General features: G+C 33.4%; 18 protein-coding genes. 5 read left to right on the top strand and 13 right to left on the bottom strand.

Annotation, left to right across the window (positions count from 1 at the left end; genetic code table 11):
* Window position 1 precedes the first annotated feature (1 nt).
* From AC3Y25_RS03105 to AC3Y25_RS03090, 4 genes are all read left to right on the top strand, one after another.
* Window positions 2-1,201 carry an ABC transporter permease gene (locus AC3Y25_RS03105; protein WP_489901698.1) on the top strand — a complete coding sequence of 400 codons (1,200 nt, stop codon included), beginning with the start codon at window positions 2-4 and terminating at the stop codon, window positions 1,199-1,201.
* A gap of 172 nt (window positions 1,202-1,373) precedes the next feature.
* Complete coding sequence (locus AC3Y25_RS03100) at window positions 1,374-2,801, top strand: MATE family efflux transporter (protein ID WP_489901697.1); 1,428 nt, start codon at window positions 1,374-1,376, stop codon at window positions 2,799-2,801.
* 122 nt (window positions 2,802-2,923) lie between these two features.
* Window positions 2,924-3,181, top strand: a complete 258-nt coding sequence (locus AC3Y25_RS03095; RefSeq protein ID WP_250834597.1) for a type II toxin-antitoxin system Phd/YefM family antitoxin — start codon at window positions 2,924-2,926, stop codon at window positions 3,179-3,181.
* Window positions 3,182-3,186: 5 nt separating this feature from the next.
* Complete coding sequence (locus AC3Y25_RS03090; RefSeq protein WP_109191262.1) at window positions 3,187-3,462, top strand: Txe/YoeB family addiction module toxin; 276 nt, start codon at window positions 3,187-3,189, stop codon at window positions 3,460-3,462.
* Between the two features lie 61 nt (window positions 3,463-3,523).
* On the opposite strand, the gene dusB is transcribed toward AC3Y25_RS03090, so the two are convergent.
* The gene (gene dusB / locus AC3Y25_RS03085; RefSeq protein ID WP_308067779.1) at window positions 3,524-4,516 is read right to left on the bottom strand and encodes a tRNA dihydrouridine synthase DusB; all 993 of its coding nucleotides are present in this window, start codon (window positions 4,514-4,516) and stop codon (window positions 3,524-3,526) included.
* A gap of 196 nt (window positions 4,517-4,712) precedes the next feature.
* On the opposite strand from dusB, the gene AC3Y25_RS03080 reads away from it, so the two are divergent.
* Entirely contained in the window at window positions 4,713-5,819 is a 1,107-nt protein-coding gene (locus tag AC3Y25_RS03080; protein ID WP_489901696.1) for a hypothetical protein, read from the top strand.
* 42 nt (window positions 5,820-5,861) lie between these two features.
* Here the strand turns inward: AC3Y25_RS03080 and flxY are convergent, their stop codons facing one another.
* The 12 genes from flxY to AC3Y25_RS03020 form a co-directional block, all read right to left on the bottom strand.
* Complete coding sequence (flxY, locus tag AC3Y25_RS03075) at window positions 5,862-7,160, bottom strand: flexirubin biosynthesis putative acyl-CoA ligase FlxY (RefSeq protein WP_489901695.1); 1,299 nt, start codon at window positions 7,158-7,160, stop codon at window positions 5,862-5,864.
* Window positions 7,157-8,821 (bottom strand): C45 family autoproteolytic acyltransferase/hydrolase, encoded by a 1,665-nt coding sequence (locus tag AC3Y25_RS03070; protein WP_489901694.1) that lies wholly within the window; start codon window positions 8,819-8,821, stop codon window positions 7,157-7,159. The genes flxY and AC3Y25_RS03070 overlap by 4 nt, the downstream gene beginning before the upstream one ends.
* A 7-nt stretch (window positions 8,822-8,828) precedes the next feature.
* Window positions 8,829-10,346 carry a phytoene desaturase family protein gene (locus AC3Y25_RS03065; protein WP_489901693.1) on the bottom strand — a complete coding sequence of 506 codons (1,518 nt, stop codon included), beginning with the start codon at window positions 10,344-10,346 and terminating at the stop codon, window positions 8,829-8,831.
* The gene (locus tag AC3Y25_RS03060) at window positions 10,343-14,020 is read right to left on the bottom strand and encodes a 1-acyl-sn-glycerol-3-phosphate acyltransferase (protein ID WP_489901692.1); all 3,678 of its coding nucleotides are present in this window, start codon (window positions 14,018-14,020) and stop codon (window positions 10,343-10,345) included. The genes AC3Y25_RS03065 and AC3Y25_RS03060 overlap by 4 nt, the downstream gene beginning before the upstream one ends.
* A gap of 162 nt (window positions 14,021-14,182) precedes the next feature.
* Window positions 14,183-15,358, bottom strand: coding sequence for a DUF2062 domain-containing protein (locus tag AC3Y25_RS03055; RefSeq protein WP_489901691.1), 1,176 nt, complete (start codon window positions 15,356-15,358; stop codon window positions 14,183-14,185).
* 15 nt (window positions 15,359-15,373) lie between these two features.
* Window positions 15,374-15,859: a hypothetical protein gene (locus tag AC3Y25_RS03050; RefSeq protein WP_489901690.1), complete on the bottom strand. Its 486-nt coding sequence runs from the start codon at window positions 15,857-15,859 to the stop codon at window positions 15,374-15,376.
* A gap of 2 nt (window positions 15,860-15,861) precedes the next feature.
* Complete coding sequence (locus AC3Y25_RS03045) at window positions 15,862-16,233, bottom strand: ApeI family dehydratase (RefSeq protein WP_308067772.1); 372 nt, start codon at window positions 16,231-16,233, stop codon at window positions 15,862-15,864.
* 5 nt (window positions 16,234-16,238) lie between these two features.
* On the bottom strand, window positions 16,239-16,850 hold the full coding sequence (locus AC3Y25_RS03040; protein ID WP_489901689.1) for an outer membrane beta-barrel protein: 612 nt from the start codon (window positions 16,848-16,850) through the stop codon (window positions 16,239-16,241).
* A gap of 2 nt (window positions 16,851-16,852) precedes the next feature.
* Entirely contained in the window at window positions 16,853-17,449 is a 597-nt protein-coding gene (locus AC3Y25_RS03035) for a porin family protein (protein WP_095930630.1), read from the bottom strand.
* Window positions 17,450-17,486: 37 nt separating this feature from the next.
* On the bottom strand, window positions 17,487-18,122 hold the full coding sequence (gene lolB2 / locus AC3Y25_RS03030) for a flexirubin biosynthesis protein LolB2 (RefSeq protein WP_489901688.1): 636 nt from the start codon (window positions 18,120-18,122) through the stop codon (window positions 17,487-17,489).
* Window positions 18,088-18,714, bottom strand: coding sequence for a flexirubin biosynthesis/transport protein LolA2 (gene lolA2, locus AC3Y25_RS03025; protein ID WP_489901687.1), 627 nt, complete (start codon window positions 18,712-18,714; stop codon window positions 18,088-18,090). The genes lolB2 and lolA2 overlap by 35 nt, the downstream gene beginning before the upstream one ends.
* A gap of 114 nt (window positions 18,715-18,828) precedes the next feature.
* Window positions 18,829-19,518 carry a polysaccharide deacetylase family protein gene (locus tag AC3Y25_RS03020; RefSeq protein ID WP_489901686.1) on the bottom strand — a complete coding sequence of 230 codons (690 nt, stop codon included), beginning with the start codon at window positions 19,516-19,518 and terminating at the stop codon, window positions 18,829-18,831.
* Between the last annotated feature and the right edge of the window lie 58 nt (window positions 19,519-19,576).

Here is a 19,576-nt window from a genome sequence, read left to right as displayed (position 1 = left end):
TTTGAATTTCCCCTTATACATAGCCAAACGTTATATTTTTAGTAGCAGTAAAAACAATGCTATCAATATCATCAATCGTATTGCCAGCATGGGAATCATTGTTGGAACAATGGCTTTGTTTGTGGTTTTATCTGTTTTTAGCGGATTAAAGGTTTTTAGTCTTTCGTTTACAAACGAAATTGATCCAGACTTAAAATTGACAAATACCTATGGAAAGTCTTTTTTACTTACTCCCGATCAGGAAAACGAAATTAAGAAAATCAATGGTGTTGCTTCTTATACCAAAATTATAGAAGAGCGTGTTTTGTTTTTATTTAAAGACAAACAGCAAGTTACTTATCTAAAAGGAGTTGATAGTGTTTATCCAGTTGTTAACGATATTAAGAAAAAACTCTTTAATGGACAGTGGCTAAAACCAGACAGTTATCAGGTTGTAATTGGTTACGGATTAGCTCAAAATTTCTCCATGGGAATTCTTGATTTTGAAAACCCACTTCAGGTTTTTGCTCCTAAACCAGGAAAAGGCGCAATCGAAAATCCAGAAGAAGCGTTCACTAAAACCGATGTTTTGCCTGTTGGAATTTATTCGATCAGTGAAGATTTAGATTCAAAATATGTATTTGCAGATTTAGGATTGGCACAAGAATTACTCATGTACAAACCAAATCAGATCTCTGGAATTGAATTTAAATTAAAAGAAAATGCAGATGAAGGAGCAGTAAAGACTCAGCTCAAATCTATTTTTAAAAATAAAATCACTTTAAAAAATAGAGCACAGCTAAACGAGTCTTTGTATAGAATGCTAAATACCGAAAACATTGCAGTTTATCTGATTTTTACATTAGTAATTATTGTAGCTCTTTTTAATTTGATTGGCGCATTGATTATGATGATTTTAGAAAAGAAAGGAAATCTTAAAACGCTGTTCAACTTAGGAACAGACATCACTGGACTTCGAAAAATATTTTTGCTTCAAGGCACTTTATTGAGTGTTTTTGGTGGTTTAATCGGACTTGCTTTAGGTGTAATCCTTGTCCTATTACAGCAGAAGTTTGAACTTATTATGATCACGCCAACTTTGGCTTACCCTGTTGTTTTTACAATAGAAAATGTTCTAATAGTAATGACGACCATTATTTCATTAGGGTTTGTTGCTTCATTAATTGCAAGCAGCCGAGTAAGTAAAAAATTACTGGATTAATTTCTTCTTTAGAAATATTACTTATATTTACTGCCTTGAAAATCTACAGCATATGATTGTTTCTGCCTAATCCTATTTTATTTTTTTTAGAATAATTAGGATACTTACGTTTACTTTTTTAGTTCAGATTACGATACATCTGAACCAATTTTATCATTTATCCTAAAATATCATGACAGAAACATCTATAAAGAAAAGCTTCTTTTCTAAAATTTTTACCACACTAAAACAAGCCTTAAAAGGCGACGAATCTTTTGATTATACTTCTGGGAGTATTAAAAAAGCCGTAATTCTACTAGCCATTCCGATGGTTTTAGAAATGATGATGGAATCGGTTTTTGCTCTAGTCGATTTATATTTCGTTGGGCATTTAGAACATAGCAGTTTTGCCATTCAGACCGTCGGTTTGACCGAATCTGTATTGACAGTAATTTATTCTCTCGCAATTGGAATGAGTATGGCTGCAACAGCAGTTGTGGCACGAAGAATTGGAGAAAAAGATCCTGTTGCTGCTGCAAAAGCTGGAATGCAAGCCATCATAATTGCATTCGCAGTTAACAGTTTGATGAGCATCTTTGGAGTTATTTATGCCAAAGAGATTTTAATTTTGATGGGATCTTCTGTAGAATCTGCAGAACATGGTTTCCGATTTACTCAGATTATGATTGGCTCTAGTTTGTGCATTATGCTTTTGTTCTTAATAAACGGAATATTTCGCGGAGCAGGAAATGCAGCCATTGCCATGAAAAGTCTTTGGATCGCGAACATTTGTAATATTATTTTATGTCCAGTTCTAATTAATGGTTTAGGGCCAATACCCGCTTTCGGACTAGTTGGTGCAGCTTTGGCAACCACTATCGGAAGAAGTATTGGAGTTTTATATCAGGTTTACCATTTGTTTTTTGGAAACGGCATTTTAAAAATCAAAATACCTTATTTCGCTCCCGATTTTAAACAAATACGAGCTTTGGTAAAAATTGCAGCACCTGGAATTCTGCAGTTTGTAATAGCATCTTGCAGCTGGATTTTCTTGGCACAATTAGTCGCGACAACGGGTGGCGATCACGGTTCGGCAGGTTATCAGACAGCTTTAAGAATTATGATGTTTTTCATACTTCCAGCTTGGGGATTGAGTAATGCCGCTGCCACTTTAGTAGGACAGAATTTAGGAGCCAAACAAATTGAACGCGCAGAAAAATCGGTTTATACAACAGCCAGATATAATGTAATTTTCATGGCTTCGATTATGATTATTACTTTGGCTTTTGGACAATATATAATTTCTTTTTTTACGAATGACGAGCAAGTAAAAACCATTGCAATTGAAGCATTGCAAATCATGAGCATCGGTTTTATTTTCTACGGAATCGGAATGGTTTTAATCAATACTTTCAATGGAGCAGGAGATACCTGGACACCAACCGGAATTAACTTTTTCGGATTTTGGCTGTTTCAAATTCCACTTGCTTATATATTAGCCAAACATTTTAATATGGGACCAACAGGAGTTTTTATTGCTATTCCTGTTGCTGAAACTGCGATTACTTTGGCTGGAATTGTTTTCTATAAAAGAGGAAAGTGGAAACGAGTTCAAGTATAATAAAGAAAACGGCCTTCATACTTGAAGGCCTTTTTTTTCAATTAAAAGTTAAATATTTTACATAGCCAGTTTATAAATGTAAAATATTGTACATTTGAACGTACATTTTAAAGTACCAATTTATGAAAGCAATTACGATATCAACATTAAGAAAGAATATTAAAAATTATTTTGATGAAGTTTCAGAATCATCAGAAATAATTGTTGTTCCGAGAAATTCGGAAGAAGATGCGGTTGTAATAATTTCTATGAAGGAATACAATTCAATATTAGAAACACAACATTTGTTATCAACTAAAGCAAATAGAAAAAGACTTTCAGAATCTATAGAACAAATGGAAAAAGGAAAACTTGTGGACTTTAACCCAGATGAAATTTAGATTGTATGGATATTTGTTTTACTAAAAATGGTTGGGAAGAGTTTGAATATTGGTTAGAAAACGATACAGATACCGCGATAAAAATAAAAGAATTAATAAAATCTATTCGGGAGAATCCTTTTAAAGGAATTGGAAAACCCGAGCCTTTAAGACATGATTTAAAAAGTTTTTGGTCTCGCCGAATTACAGGAGAGCATCGGCTGGTTTACAAAGTTTCAGGAACGAAAAGTGTTGATCAAAAATGTGTGATTTTACAATGTCGATTCCATTATGATGATTAAAAAGAAAGACCTTCAAATTTTTGAAGGTCTTTCTTTTTATAGTTCTTTATCAAAGATTATTTTAAACAAATTCATATCCAGCATAAACCTCTTCAATCTCTTTCATAATAGCGAATAAATCTTCAGGAGCATCAGTTGTTACTAACTTTTGTTTGAATTCTTTGAAGGAATGAATTCCTTTGAAATAGTTCGTGTAATGACGACGCATTTCTACAATTCCTAAACGCTCGCCTTTCCACTCCATAGACCATTTTAAGTGGTTTCTCGCAGCTTCAACACGATCAATAACCGTTGGAGCAGGTAAGTGTTCTCCCGTTTTGAAATAGTGCTTGATTTCGTTAAAAATCCACGGATAACCAATTGCAGCACGGCCAATCATGATACCGTCAATTCCGTATTCGTTTTTATATTTTAATGCTTTTTCAGGACTGTCGATATCACCGTTTCCGAAAATTGGCATTGTAATTCTTGGATTATTTTTCACACGCGCAATATGCGACCAGTCAGAATGGCCTTTGTACATTTGTGCGCGAGTTCTAGCGTGAATAGTTAAAGCTTGAACACCAATATCCTGAAGTCTTTCTGCAACTTCATCAATATTAATCGAGCTGTCATCCCAGCCTAAACGCGTTTTTACTGTAACAGGTAAATCAGTTCCTTTGATAACCGCTTTCGTTAAACGAACCATCAAATCAACATCTTTTAAAACTCCTGCTCCAGCACCACGACAAACGACTTTCTTTACTGGACATCCAAAATTGATATCCACTAAATCTGGTTTCACAGTAGAAACAATTTTAGACGACATTTCCATCGCTTCTTCATCACCTCCAAAAATCTGAATTCCAACAGGACGTTCGTAATCAAAAATATCCAGCTTCATTCGGCTTTTTATAGCGTCGCGAATTAATCCTTCCGACGAAATAAATTCAGAGTACATCATGTCCGCTCCATGCGTTTTGCATAACCTGCGAAACGGCGGATCACTAACATCTTCCATCGGAGCTAGTAATAAAGGAAATTCGGGTAATTCTATGTTGCCAATCTTGACCATCTTCGTAATTTTTTGCAAAATTACAACATTTAGTTCAATTTGTACCAAATTGAAGTTAAAGGTACAGATTAACAGAGGATAAAGGTTTTTCTTGTAAATATAATTTTACAATATTTTAATGTGCAACATAAGATTTATCTTAAATTATTATATATTTGGTTTAGTACTAACATACCCCCAAATACCAATTAATCCTATGAAAAATCTAAAATTATTGATGATGTCATTTGTCATTTTGACATTTTTTTCCTGCTCTGAGGAAAACATTAAACAAGATGCTGAAGTAGTTTCAACCACAAAAAGCACAACAACTACACAAAAAATTTTAGCCCAAGATTGCAGTACACCAGCTCTAATTGGTGCTGCAGATGACACTTACAACTGCTTTGGTCTTGCTTTTTCTTTTAGTGAGACGGGACAGAAAAAACCAATGGACAATGCTGAAATATATGCGGCATATATCGATTCAGGATTGTTTAAAGAAGATTACAGTAATAAGGCAACCAAAGTTTTATACTGGAATGAACTTGCTGGCTACAATGCGAAAGATTATAGAGCTGTAGATCATGCTGCTATTATTACAGATAGTGGTAATACAACTGTTTATTCTAAACAAGGATTAACAGGTCTCTATAGAAATTGTATTGGATATTACTATTTGAACACAGCAAAAAGCTACTATAGAACATACTCTTTAAATGTTGATTTAAACACGCCGGCTACAGCTCCTGTAAGAGGACAGACTTTTACGGTTTCACTTCAACACTTTGCAGCTGCATTAGAAGTAAACTATGTTTGGACTTATAATACAACAAATTTAGAGTTAGTATCAAATGACGGAAGCAGCATTACTCTTAAAGTTAAAGAAACTGCGGCTGCAGGTAGCTATAATGTTGGGTTAAGTGCTACACATCAAAGAAATGTAATCATAAATAATGCATCGTTTCCAAAAACGGTTACTAGTTCGTACAACTTTACTTTAGCATCAAATACTCCTGCACCTCCCACAGCAAGTTTTACAGGTTCTACTTATGTAACAAAAACGTCAATGGGCTCTTGGTCTGCAACGGTTGCTGGAGGAACAGCACCATATCAACTTACATGGTGGCTGAAGCGTCAACAGGATCCAGATTCATTTTATTTACAAGTTGGAGCAGGTTCTGATCTATATTTATTGACAAAAACATCAATTAAATCTACTTATTATAATTTATACTTCAGAGTAATTGATGCAAATGGCCAATCGTTTTCAACGCAGCCGATGGTAGTTCAATCCACAGGCGTATTAGAAGAAGCTTTATAACAGAAAAGCCTAGTTTACTAAAACTAGGCTTTTTTTAATCTCTTAAACAGAAGTTTTTCTATAATCAAAAAATCGAATTGGTTTTCGGCTCATTGGGTTAAAAACCAACGGATTTAAAACTTCTTTTGAAGCAAATTCTATTTTTGGAGTCACTCTCAATTTGGCTCTAAAGTGATCTTTTATTTCTTGTAAAAATTCTGGTGTTTGATTTTTTACCGCAATTTTAATCAGGATTTCATCAGTTCCTAAATCGTTAGTTGAAATTTCAATCAAATGATTTTCGATATTATCAAAACTGCTTAGAACATCGTTCATTGCTGGTGGATAAAGAGTTGTGCCTTTATATTTAATCATTTGTTTTTTACGGCCAACAACTGGACCAACACGTAAAGTATTTCTGCCGCAAGCGCAAGGTTCGTCGTGAAACTGAACCATGTCTCCCGTTTTAAAACGCAATAAAGGCATCGCTTCAATTCCTAAAGTAGTAAAGGTTAGTTCGCCCGTTTCCCCGTTTTTTACCGGTTGATTGTTTTCGTCTAAAACTTCTACAATGATCAATTCTGGATGATGATGTCCGCCTTTTCCGTGTTCACATTCTGTAAAAGCGGTGCTCATTTCGGTAGAAGCATAAGTCGAAAACAGCTTAATATTCCATTTATCTGTGATTTTTTTCGATAGAATATTCATTGAAAAATCCTGTTCTCTCAAAGATTCTCCAATACAGATGGCGCCTTTTATGCTCGAATTATTATAATCGATTCCGTGCATTTCGGCGTATTCGATTAATTTTAAAAGGAAAGAAGGAACCGTGATCAAATAAGACGGATTGTATTTTAAAATAGAATCCCACTGCATTTCTGGAATTCCGGCTCCAACACGAATTACGCCCACTTTCAATTTTCGAAGCCCTAGAAAATAAGCTAAACCAGCCATAAATTTTCTATCGATTGTGGTCATTAACTGTACCACATCGCCTTCTGCAATTCCGGCACAAGCAAACGAAATCGCTTCATTATAAGCCAAACGATCTAAGTCAGAATCGGTTAGACCGAAAGTAACGGGATCGCCTAAAGTTCCTGAAGTCGAAGCGTAATCTATAATTTTATGTTGCGGAACGCACAAAAAATCATCATTATATTGCTGTAAATCTTCTTTGGTTGTAACAGGTAAATGTTGTAAATCTTCCAGTGTTTTTACTTTCGAAATATCAATATTCTGTCCTGCAAAAAGTCTTTTATAAAAAGGAGAATTCTTACTGATATAAGCTAAAAGTTCGGCTAATTTTTTTTCTTGAAAAATTTTAATCTCTTCTAAAGAATCTTTTTCTATTGCTGGAATCATTGTAATTTTCTTTTGACTTTTTTTAAATATTTTTCAATCTCTTGTTTTTGAGGAACTGTAGTAATTTCATGACTTAAAGCTTTTTCAAAATTAAGCTTTGCCTGAAGAAATTCCTTTTTTTGGTAAAAGTACAATCCTGCCTTATAATATACAACCCAATAATTAGGGTTTAATGCTTGATAATTCTGAAGAAACTCACGAGAAACGTTTTTTTTCCTTTCTAAAATAGAATCTATTTTATGATCTTCAATTTTAAATTTTTTAAAATTCTGAAAAGCGGTCGTTTTCAGAAAAGGATCTTTGGCAATATTCAGATTTTCTTTTTGAAAAGATTTTGCTGCATTTCTATTTTCAGCAAAAATGGAATTTAAATCATAACAAACAAATTCGCCCAATTGAAACGGATTTGCCGAAACCCAAACTAATTTTTCTTTTGGTTTAAAGATAATTCCGTGATGCGCCAGTAACTGATTGAGTGCTTTTTCATTTCCATATCCTAAAGAAATATTTTTTAAGCCTTCTTTGTCTCGAAGAATTTCTGAGGCAATTTTAGGATTTACTTTCGGATTTTCAGACAGCAATTCCTGCATTCTTTCATAACGGTATTCTGAATGGCTGTTGGCAATTTGTTCCAGATTTCGTTTATCTTCTTTGAAAGCTTCACCTTGAAAATGATTCGAACAAATTAATTGATCGCTGTTTGGAACATCATAAACGTCCATTTTATTTGGAGAAACTTCAATTAAAATGGCTTTGTTATCACTAGCGCTTCCAACCATAATGGATTCAGAAACAAAGACTTTTCTTTTTTTTGCAATGGCAATGGCTTCGTCCAGATTTTTCGCATGTTGCAAAATTTCTCGGGTCAAGATCGAAATCGGAGTTTTCGCGCTAAGCGGAATTTTAGATTTAGAAGCATTTATCGTTACAGTCAATCCTTCGTAATTCATTCCAGAAACAGCGCCAATCATTCCGGGCCACGTTACCATCATAAAAGGATATCCTTCTTTTGGTTTGATAAAGGCCGCGATTTTATTTTCCGCGAAAGCGTCATTCACATAAAAATCAAAATTTCGAGCCAGAATTAAATTTCCATCTTCCGATTTTTCGTTCCAAGCCGCAAAAGAAGAACAGCCCACTAATGCCAAATCTTGTAACGCGTGTCCAATATCATGAGCGGCATGTAAGTACAAACCGCGCTGATATTGCGGTGCAATATTGTCAAACTCGTTTGATGTATATTGCGAAACGCCATAAATTTCGGTTTGATATTCGTCAGGAACATTCAAGTATAATTTTCGATTATACCATTTTAAAAACTGGCGAAGCATTTTCTGCTGGAATTTTGACGGAATTAAATCGGTTATTTTTGAGAAAAAAATACGCTGTTGTTTGTGCAAAAGAGAATCAGTCAATGCGCCAGTCGAAAGTCCAATTTCTAGCGGATCTCCTTCTACGTATAATTCCCAAAGACCTTGTTTGTTTTTTAAAAGTGAATTTTTTCCAGAGAGAAAAATACTGTCTGATATTTTTTCGACAATAGGTTTTGTCGAATTAAAAGCAGTGATATCTGGTATATGTTTTTTTGATTTTGAAGTACCGCAGGAAGTCATCAAGCTTAAAAAACCGATAAGAAAGAAATAAAAAATTCGGCTTTTCATGATGCAATTATTCAGATGCTTTTTTAATTTTTTCCAGCAGATATTCTTTTCCTACAATTTCAGAGCAAGTTATGACCGCTCCAACCGTAACACCCAAGACACCATGCATGTTAATACTTTGGCCTGTAAGATAAAGATTTTCTACCTTAGTTTTAGTCGGAATCATAGTTTTCATCGGATTATTTGAATCTTTAACATATCCGTACATATTTCCGCCGTCTCCGCCAATATAATCGCGATAGGAAAGTGGAGTAGAAGTATGAACCGATTTAATACATTCTTTTATTCCAGGAAATTTTTTCCCGATTTCTTCTAAAAACTTGGCAGCTTTTTTAGCTTTGAAATCCTCATAACTTTCTCCTCGGTCGTTTTCTTCAAAAGTAGTATTGAAAGTGTTTTCCCAAGCTTTGACATCATCATATTTCATATAAGTCAAAAAAGTCATTCCGTCTGCCCATTCTTCGTCTTTTTTCGACGGATTCATAGAAGCCATAAAAGTTTTTGGCCACGAATTTTCGTCATAATCATAAGCAGTCCAAACATCATTAGCACTTTTAAAATGGTAATAATTATGATTGATGTATTTAAAAGTTTTAGGTTTAAAAACAATGTATAAACTGAAAGCAGAAAGTACGCTTTCCAGATTTTGAATTCTATTGAAAAACGGTTTTCTAAAGTTTTCCTGACCAGCCATTTTCAAAGTCGTTTTAGGTTCGATGTTCGAAATAAAATACGATCCAGAAACTTCGGTTCCGTCTTTCATTTGTACCGAATTTACCTTTTGGTTTTCGACTTCGATTTTTGTGACTTCTTTGTGTTTGAAAAACTCACCACCATATTTTTTTAATTGTTTCAGCAATTGTTTGGTAATCTGACTTCCGCCATTTACACATCGCCACGAACTTTCGATATACGAATTGACTACAAGCGCATGAACGTAAAAAGGCGATTTATCAGGAATTCCGGCGTAGAGAAAATTAGATCCAGCCAAAACAGCTTTCAGCTTTTCATTTTGAGTAAAAGAATCAATCGTTTCTTTTGCGTTAAGCGCTAAAATTTCATCATCATATTTTCCTTCCGATTCTAGATTGTAAAGCGGAAATGCTTTGCAGACCGTTTTTATTTTCTGGCAATATTGTTCGAGATTTTCTTTTTCTTCAGGAAAGTATTTTGTCAGTTGCTGAATGAAATTTTCGAAACCCTGAGCATGCGGATATTCAGTTTGATCGTCATCAAAAGAAATAATATCAAAACCATTTTCGTCCAGTTTTTTTAGATTCAAATGATCCATTATTCCAATATATTTGAAATATTGATGAAGATTCTGGCCTTCGCCTAAACCTCCGATATAATGAATTCCCGTATCAAAAATGGTTTTATCTCTTACGAAAGTCTGAAGATTTCCACCATATTGATTGTTTTTTTCGAGTACACAAACGCTGTAGCCTTCTTTCGCCAGAATTACCGCAGAAACCAATCCGCCTAAACCGCTGCCAATTATGACTACATCGTACTGTTTTTTCATTCTTTTTTCTTTAAAACTAGCAAAGCATTTTCTTCAGAAGCAATTTCAAAATTCTCAAACTGATTTTTCAAACGAGAACAATTGACTAAAATTATAATAGAAACATTAGAAATTACTTTTTCGATTTCTACGTTATAACTTTCATCAGAAATTAAGAGTACATCAAAATGACTTTCAAGTGCGGATTCTAATTTGTCGAGATAAACTATTTTTCTCTTTGTAACGATATAATTCGTTTTGGCAACCAGCAATTTTTCTTCATCATTTATAAAAGAAACTATTTTTCGCTGTGGTTCCTGCAAAGCGAGCAAAATATCCAACTGGCCGTAATCATTTCCTAAATGAAGGATTTTTGCTTTTGGTGTAATGTGTTTGTTTAAATTATAATAAACTTCCAGATTCTGTTTCAAATCTTTTTTCACGCTATTTCCAACCTCGATTTCTTTATAGTCGTAACTGTTGATTAGCATTGTTTTGAAATAATCTGGACCTTCAAGTTCTTGTCTTATTTTGCGATATTCGGCTTTAAAGAAAGTACTTATTTGTTTGGTTCTTTCGGTATAATTAGTTCCAAAAGAAAGATCATCTGGAGCAATTCTTTCTAAAATAGTAACGGTCAATTTTCCGTGGTGAATGACAAAATCGCCTTTTGGAATTAACTCCGAAGCACCATGAATAACCACCGGAATAATATCAATTTTAAATTCTTCGGCTAGGAAAAATGCACCTTTGTGGAATCGTTTCACCACATTATTTTCTGAACGTGTTCCTTCTGGAAAAACCATTAAAGAATAACCTTGTTCTACTTTTTTGCGTAAATGTTCAACGCCGCCTTCCAAACCTTCAGAAACGGGATAAAAACCTGCTTTTCTCACAACACCGCCAAAAATTGGAGAGTTGTAAACCCAGTCGCTTACCAAGAAAATGATTTTTGGACTCAGCATTCCGATTGCTAAAATGTCTAGAAACGAAGAATGATTGGCAATAATTACGGCTGGTTTCTCAAAAGTTTCATTGAAATTATTAACGACTTTTTTGCGAATAAACGGATTCGAATACAATACCGATTTCATGAATTTTGAAATCACATATCGGAAAGCTTTCATTTTTGATTTTTTACTAAAAGGCAAAATCGGCATTATAGTAAAACTGAAAATCGACATTACGATTCCGCCCAAACCATAATACGCAAACGAAATTACACCATGAACAAATGTTCGCAATTGAAAAGGCGGATTTCCTTTTTTAGGACGATTCGATAAAAACAGTTTGAATAAAATGGGATAGAAAATAAAAGTAATAATCAACGCTGCAAAAACTCCGATTAATGAAACCAGAGAAATGGAAGTAAGCGCAGGATGTTTAGCAAAAATCATCGCACCGATTCCTAAGATTGTCGTGATAACGGCCAGAATAATTGAAGTTCTGTAAATGGCAATTTCGTTAACGCCATTGGTGTATTCTTTTTGCAAGGCGCTGGTCATGAAAATACTAAAATCAACTCCGTGACCAAAAATCAAAGTGCAGACAATCATACTGAAAATGTTCATTTGAATGCCAAAAAGCCCCATAATTCCTGCCGTTACAATTCCAGTTAAAGCAATTGGAATACAGCTGATGATCACCAATTCGATTCTTCGGAAAAAGAAAAATAGAATTAAAATTACAGCTACAAATGAATAATTGACAAGCGAATTAAAATCGGTTTTTAAAGTGCTGAAAAACGTTTCGTTCATCTGCTGGCGATCAATCGCAATTACGTTTTCTTTCGCTGAAGCCGATTTTACAAAAACATCACGTTGTTCTGGCGATACTTTTACTAAAGTTGAAATCGTATAAAAACCATTTTTTTCGGTTATAAACTCTTGTAACTGGAGCGCTTTAATTTTTAAAAATTCAGACGCAGAAACAGGTTTGAAATTGAAATCTAAATGATCAAAAAACAGATTGTATGTTGTTGGTTTAAAGCCAAGCTTAGAACCTTCGGCAATTAATTCTGATTTTATGAATTCTTTTTTCTGTGAAGTCCAGAACGAATTCCATTTCTTAATTTTTTCTATTTGAGCTTGTTGCGAAAGTACAATGCCGCCAACTGAACTGAAATTTAAAATTTTATCCTGATTTTTTGCTGTAGATAAATCATCAAAAAGTTTGCTATTATGCTCTAAAGCTTCTTCCATCGTTTTTCCGTAAGAAGCGACATAAATCGTTTTGGAAGTTAAACTCGTGCTTTCCTCCAACTGTTTTTCAGCTGCCTTAATTTCTTTCGGAATAAAATTCAGCTGTGATAAATCGTTATTGAAACCCACATCATTATAAGTAAAACAGCAAATAATGGTAATGATAACACAAAGTCCAATTAAGATTTTATTGTTGTGAAAAGAAAAATGAGCCATTTTATCGATCACATTCTTTTTATGATCTGCCGGATTTTCTTTTGGTTTATATAAATGAGGAATAATCAAAAGAGAGAAAATAGCTGAAGCCATAACGATAACAGCAGCGAAAATTCCGAGATCGTTTAAGGCATCCGATTTTACAAAAAGCAGACATAAAAAAGCAACCGCAGTTGTAGAACTGCTCATAATAACTGGCATTGTAATGTCTTTGTACAATGTTTTTACATCGCTATTATGCTTGTAGTGTGTAAGAATATGAATAGAATAATCAATCGTGATTCCTAATAAAATAGAACCGATTCCTAATGAAATTGCTGAGATTTGTTCTCTAACGAAATATAAAAATGCCACAGCAAACAAACCGCCAAAAACGGTTGGCAGAAAAATAATTAGCGGAATTAATACTTTACGATAAAATAAAATCAGAATCAGCATTAAAGTAAACATCGCGATTGATGTTGTCAAAATAATATCTCCTTTAATCTGATTGGCATTGGCAACCGCAATTAAAGCAGAACCAAAATAACTGATCGAAGTTTTTCCTTTAAATTGTGTATTTAGATTTTCCTGGATTGATTTTAGTTTTTCAGCAAAAATGGTATTCTTTTCTGTTTCGCTTGACGGAATATTGGATGTGATAAAAAGCAGTAATTTCTTTTTATCTTTTGTCATTACAAAGCCATTTTCGAGCGTAAAATCGTCGCCAATATTTAATTGCTGTAACTTTTTTAAAGCGATAAAAGAAATCCCAAACGGATCTTGCAGAATAAAATCTTTGGTTATAAATCCAGACGGAGAAATAATCGATTTGTAATTTCCTTGAACGGTTGCCGCAATACTATCTTTTTGGAGTTTCTTTTCAATAGCTGTATAATCTTTATCATCTAGAAAAAGAGGAAGATTATTGTAAACAAAATCGATAGTTTCCTGAATGTTTTCTTCGTCTATTTTTCCTTGAATTCCGGTTATGTAAGGTTTGCAAGATTTAGAAACGCTGTCTGAAAATATAGTGGCCATTTCTTTCAAATCCTCGGCAGAACCATTTTTATCCAAGCTAAAAATTACGGTTGTTTTATCCGCAAAATTTAATTGTTTTAAGACTTTGGCAGTAACATCGGTTTTATCGTTTGTCGGAATAAGTTTGGTGATATCTTCTTCAAATTTTAATCTTGAAGCGAAAAATCCAAAAACCAGAAGCATCAGAACAGCCAATAGAACCGAAAGAGATTTTCTTCGATTTACAAATAAATGAATGGCGTAGAAGTATTGATGCATGGTAATTTTATTTTTTTGCCATAGATAAAAAGATTAGCTTTAGTTTGTCACCCTGAGCGAAGTCGAAGGGCGTTCCAATTGGACGTGGGCTTCGACTTCGCTCAGCCTGACAAACTGGATGTAAAAATCATTTTAATCCTTTTAATCTGTGGCAAACTTAACTTAAATATTCGGTTTGTTTTTAGAACTAAAAGCGTTTAAAAGCAAATAACTTATAAGACCAACTGATAGCGCTGAAACGGTTGCTAAAATAAGACTTCCTACGATATATTGCGTAGCATTTTTTTGAATATCATCGAGCGTAATTGAACTGTCTAAAATCAGTGGCGCATCGCTGGACACAAAAACACTCCCAACTTGAAGCGAAGCATAAATAATAAACGGAATAAAAGGCGGAAAACTTACATTTGAAGTAAGATAAGCAATGACTTTGTTTAGCCTAAATAAAGCGGCAAAAGTAAAAAGCAAAATGGTTTGAAATCCCCAAAAAGGAGAAAGTCCGATAAAAACACCTAAAGCGATTGCTGCAGATTTTTTAAAATTAGAATCGTTGCTTTCTAAAATATCTTCTAAAAAGAATTTTTTAAAACCTTTTTTTTTAGCTCTTCTAAAAAAATCTCTTGGCTTTATATAAAGCAAAGCATTAGTAACCAAAACGGTATTTAAAATACTAATTCGGGTAAAATCTTGAAACGGACGAAAATGTGAAACTCTTTCTGCAGGATCGTATAAAACCTGAATCGGAATATTTTTTACTGTAATTCCTTTCCAAGCAGCACGCACGATAACTTCGATTTCAAATTCAAATTTATTGGTATAAAAACGTTTTGGCAGTAATCGAAGCGGATACAATCTAAATCCAGATTGTGTGTCGTCTAGTTTTATTCCAGTTTCAAACTTGAACCAAAAATTAGAAAACTTGTTGCCAAAACTGCTTTTCTTCGGAACATTTTCCTGAGTCATATTTCGGCTTCCAATCAAGAGAGCGTTTGGCTCATCTTGAATTGCTTCCAAGAAAACAGGAATATCTGTTGGAAAATGCTGTCCGTCAGAATCGATTGTTATGGCGTATTCAAAATCCAATTCAAGCGCTTTTCTAAATCCGTTTCTTAGCGCTCGTCCTTTTCCTAAATTTTTAGGATGGTGAATTTGAGTAAGCTGTGAATATGATTTTAGAATTTCGCTCGTAGAATCAGTTGAGCCGTCATTGACAATAATAACATTTGTGGTGAAATCTAAAATAGAATCCAATACTTTTTTCAGCGTTTTTTGATTATTGTACGTAGGCACAATAACGCAAAAGTTGGTCGAACTAAGTAATTCTTGCTGTGATTTCATGAGGTTTTATTGAGCTTACTTTACAAATTGCTTCTCTTTTTCGGAGAAACTTTTAGATTGTAAAACAAAGTCTTTAAGATAATCTTTCAAAGCCGCACCTTGTGATGCATAATACGTGGTTATGAATTTTTTATCTTCTTTAATGTTTTTCTTGTAGCCTGTAATACCAGGAACATTTTCCTGAATACTCAATCGAATCATTCGCATTTCGATATTGCTTGGATCACTTTTTATTGTTGCTTCAAGCAATTTTGCACCTTCTTTAAAACGTTCCATTTTCTGGCTTAATTTTTTTTCAAATTTAGAATCCAATAAAATAGAAGCTGCTTTATAAGCCAGTAAAATTTTATCATCATTGCTTGAAACACCCGCAAGTTTGTCTACAAAGTCTTTGGCGTTGGTTTCTGATTTTGCCACATCAGAATACATTTTGCGTATCGAAGCCAAATCTGGCGTTCCAGCAAAACCTATCCATAAAAATAAGGTCAGTAATAGTTTCATAATTATATTTTTTTGTACACATTACTCAATTTAAGAGCAGTTGTGTCGTTAAAGTAAGTCGTGTTTTTCACTTTTACCAAACCGTCTTCAGTTGTTGTAACATCCAATTCCAATCGCAATTCTGGAGTAACCTCTGGATTAATCAGCGCCATGAATTTTACATTTGCCAAAGACTGGATCATCAGCGAACTTTTGGTAATAGATTCTGTAAGTTCTTTGATAATCTGAATCATACAAACACCAGGCATAATTGGATTTCCAGGGAAATGTCCTTTAAAAACCTCGTGTTTTTCGTTGACTAAAATTGTAATCGTATATTTTGAATCAGATACTTTTTCTTCTGATAGTATTTTATAAAAATCTTGTAAAATCATATTTTTTATTTTCCAAATGAATAGGAAACCCCTAACTGAAAATTAATATTTGTGTTATAATCTCCAAATAAATAATGGTTATTGGAGTCGTTTTGATAATAATCGCTGCTTAAAACATCAAGCAGTCCTTTTTTAAATCGAGCTTCAAATGTCAAACCTGAAGGTAGGGCATAAGCGACTCCTAAAACCAAACCAAGATCATTTTGTGCTTTTCTAACCGCAAGATTATCATTCAATAAAATATCTAATGTTGGCCCTGCTTGAAACTGAATTCCTTGTGGCAACGTAAACTTATTTATCATAGAAAGAGACAAATAGTTGATGTCCAGATCTAAATGTTCTACTTTATTGGTCTGTGTATTTTCATCAAAATAATTTCGCGCAACATTATTAGAACCTTGTCTGCTGTAATTAATTTCAGGCTGAAGGGAATAAATTCTTGTTATCTTAATTTCTGTAAAACCACCAGCATAAAAATCAGTTTTATAATCGGCGTGCATTTCAGAAATAGTCGAAAAACTTAAACCAGCTCTTAAACCTGGTTTAACTGATACTTGCGCTTGTATATTTAAAAGCGAGAAAAAAACAGCAATAAAGAAGAATATTCTTTTATTCATTTTTATTTTGTTTTAAACGTATAACTAATTCCGATTTGGAAAACTTGATTTAAGATTACATCATTATAGTAATATCCATTATTGTCATAATCATATCCGTTATAACCATAAATATCAATTAATCCTTGTTTAAGTCGAGCTTCAAAAGTTAAACCATTTGGTAAAGTATAACCAAGACCTCCAACAAATGCAAGATCAAAATCTTCGGGGTTAGTATTTATATAATTATCACTAACTTTTAAATCTAAAGAAGGGCCTGCTAATAAATGAAAACCTCCACCTCCAAAGTTAAATTTTGCAACCGCTCCCAGTGTTATATAATTCAACTCATACTTTTCAGAATAATAACGGCCATTTTCAAAATATCTTCCTTCATCACCTTGTCTAGAATAATTTATCTCTGGTTGAACCGAGAAAAATTTATTGAATTTAATATTTACCAATCCACCAACATAGAAATCAGTTTTAGAGCTATTATCATCAATATTCGTTAATGTTGATACATTCAAACCACCTCTTAGTCCTGGACTAACTTTTACTTGAGCTTCTGCTTGGATTCCGATTAATAAAACAAATGCAATTAAAACAAATTTTCTCATTTTGGGCTTGGTTTAAGTTTAGGATTAGTTTAAGTTTTTATTCTGATTTGAAATAATTCAGTTCAATTTTCAATTTAATATTCTGATGGATTATCTGAATCCTTTCGGCAAAAATATTGTTTTCTGAACTGAAAAGCAGTGTAAATTTTTCTTTTGTTTGAGATGCATGGACGATCTTTTCTAATTTCTGATCTTTTTTGGAGATAAAAATGTAATTGTCGCGTTTGCCATCTGCCGATTTGTAAATGTCATCCGATTCGTTTTCGAATTGTTCCTGAATCGAATATTCTTTCTTTAAAAGCAATCGGAAATCTTCTTTTAAAGTATTGATCAATATTTTTCGATCCAATTCTGAAACGATAGAATTGACTTTAAAATCGGTTTCTGAAATTTCGAAATCCATTAATTTGTTTCCGAATTCGGTTGTAAAAACAATTCGGTGTGTGGTGTCATTTATTTTCTTGGCAATAAAAATTCCAGACAATTCATTTCCGTAAACACTAATGTTGGTTTTATAAACATAATCGGTTTTTGAGTCTGAAAAATACGGAACCGTATAGGACTTTTTGTCTAATTTTTTGGACGTATAATTTTTTGTGACCGAGCCACAAGAAATTAATACAATTGCCAGAAAGCAATTAATTAGTAAAAACTGAATCGTCGATTTTTGCATTGATCACTTTATTTTTAAGTACAATTCGGGTATAATCTTCAGATGATTCTAACAATTTTACCTGAACAACAGTCGCTTCCTCTTTGTCAAAAGTCAGTTCAATTTGTTTGATGTATTTTTTAAGCGTCGCATCTTTCGGAATAAATTTGGCCAGATTCTGACCTTTCAATTTAAAATACGAAATCATAAATTCTTTATCGTCAAACATATTGCCGCTCACGCTTCCCACAATCAATTTATTAATTCGGGCAAAGATTTTACTGTTTCCAATATCAACCGCACTTTTCTTTCCTTCATCGTTAATCAGGATTTTTCCGTTTTTGAAAGTGATGCTATAATTGTACGGTTTTTTATATTGCCATTGAAGTAAAGCAGGTTCTTTAAAAACCATTTTTCCTGAAGTTTCAATGTCCTTCGATAAAAAATCTAAATGCTTGTACTGAACAAAATCAGTCGTCAACGTTTTGATTTTTTTGGCCACCACATTTACATCTTGTTTAAAAGAAGCAATTTCGGCATCGGTCATTTTTTGTTCCTGTGCGAACAAATTGCCTGAAATAAATAGAATGAGTAGTGCTATTTTAGTTTTCATGTTTTCTCAAAAATGTGCTTTAATTTTTTTTTTGCCACAGATTAAAATGATTTCCACAGATTATTATTTAATAAAATCCCTATCAATCCGCGTCTTCGCGAAAGCGAATCTGTTTTATCCGCGTTCAATTTCATAAGCATTAAGTTTCAGTAATTCTTCAACAGAAATCACGTCATAATTATTTTGCTGTAAAAATTGCAAAAACTGTTCCAAGACCAAAACAGAATGTTTTCCTGTATCATGCAAAAGTACAATTCCGCCGGGAGAAATATGCTTAATGAGTCGATTGAAAATTAATTCTTGATTTTTGGTTCCTCCGTCAAGCGAACGAATATTCCAGCCAATTGTTTTATGTCCGGTTACTTTTAAAGCTCTTCTTATCGAAGGAGTTGTAACTCCATAAGGCGGACGAAAGAAGTTTGTTTTTTTGGAAGTGAATTTTTCCAGAAGCGCGTCTGTTTTCTGAAGTTCTTCGGTTATTTTTTTTGCATTATAAAAATCAAAAAACTTAGAATGAGAATAGGAATGATTTCCAACCAAGTGCCCTTCATCAATCACTTTTTGGAGAATTTCGGGATGTGTTTCAATGTTTTTTCCAATACAGAAAAAGGTCGCTTTGGCATTGTATTTTTTTAAAAGTTCTAAAACTTCCAACGTATAAATGCTCGGACCATCATCAAAAGTAAGCGCAATTTTTTTTTCTGTTTCTAACGGATTATTGCAAAATGCTTTTACATGATAATTGGAAGAAATTCTAGCAGAACCAAAAGCATTTATTCCAATCCAAAGTAGAATTATAACCACAAACCACAGAAAATGAATTGCGTTATACAGATTCAGAAGAAACAATAAAAGCAATAAA

The organism is Flavobacterium sp. LK-23 (assembly GCF_058135255.1).
The sequence above is the reverse complement of the archived record's forward strand: the minus strand, read 5'-3'. Positions and strand labels throughout refer to the sequence as shown.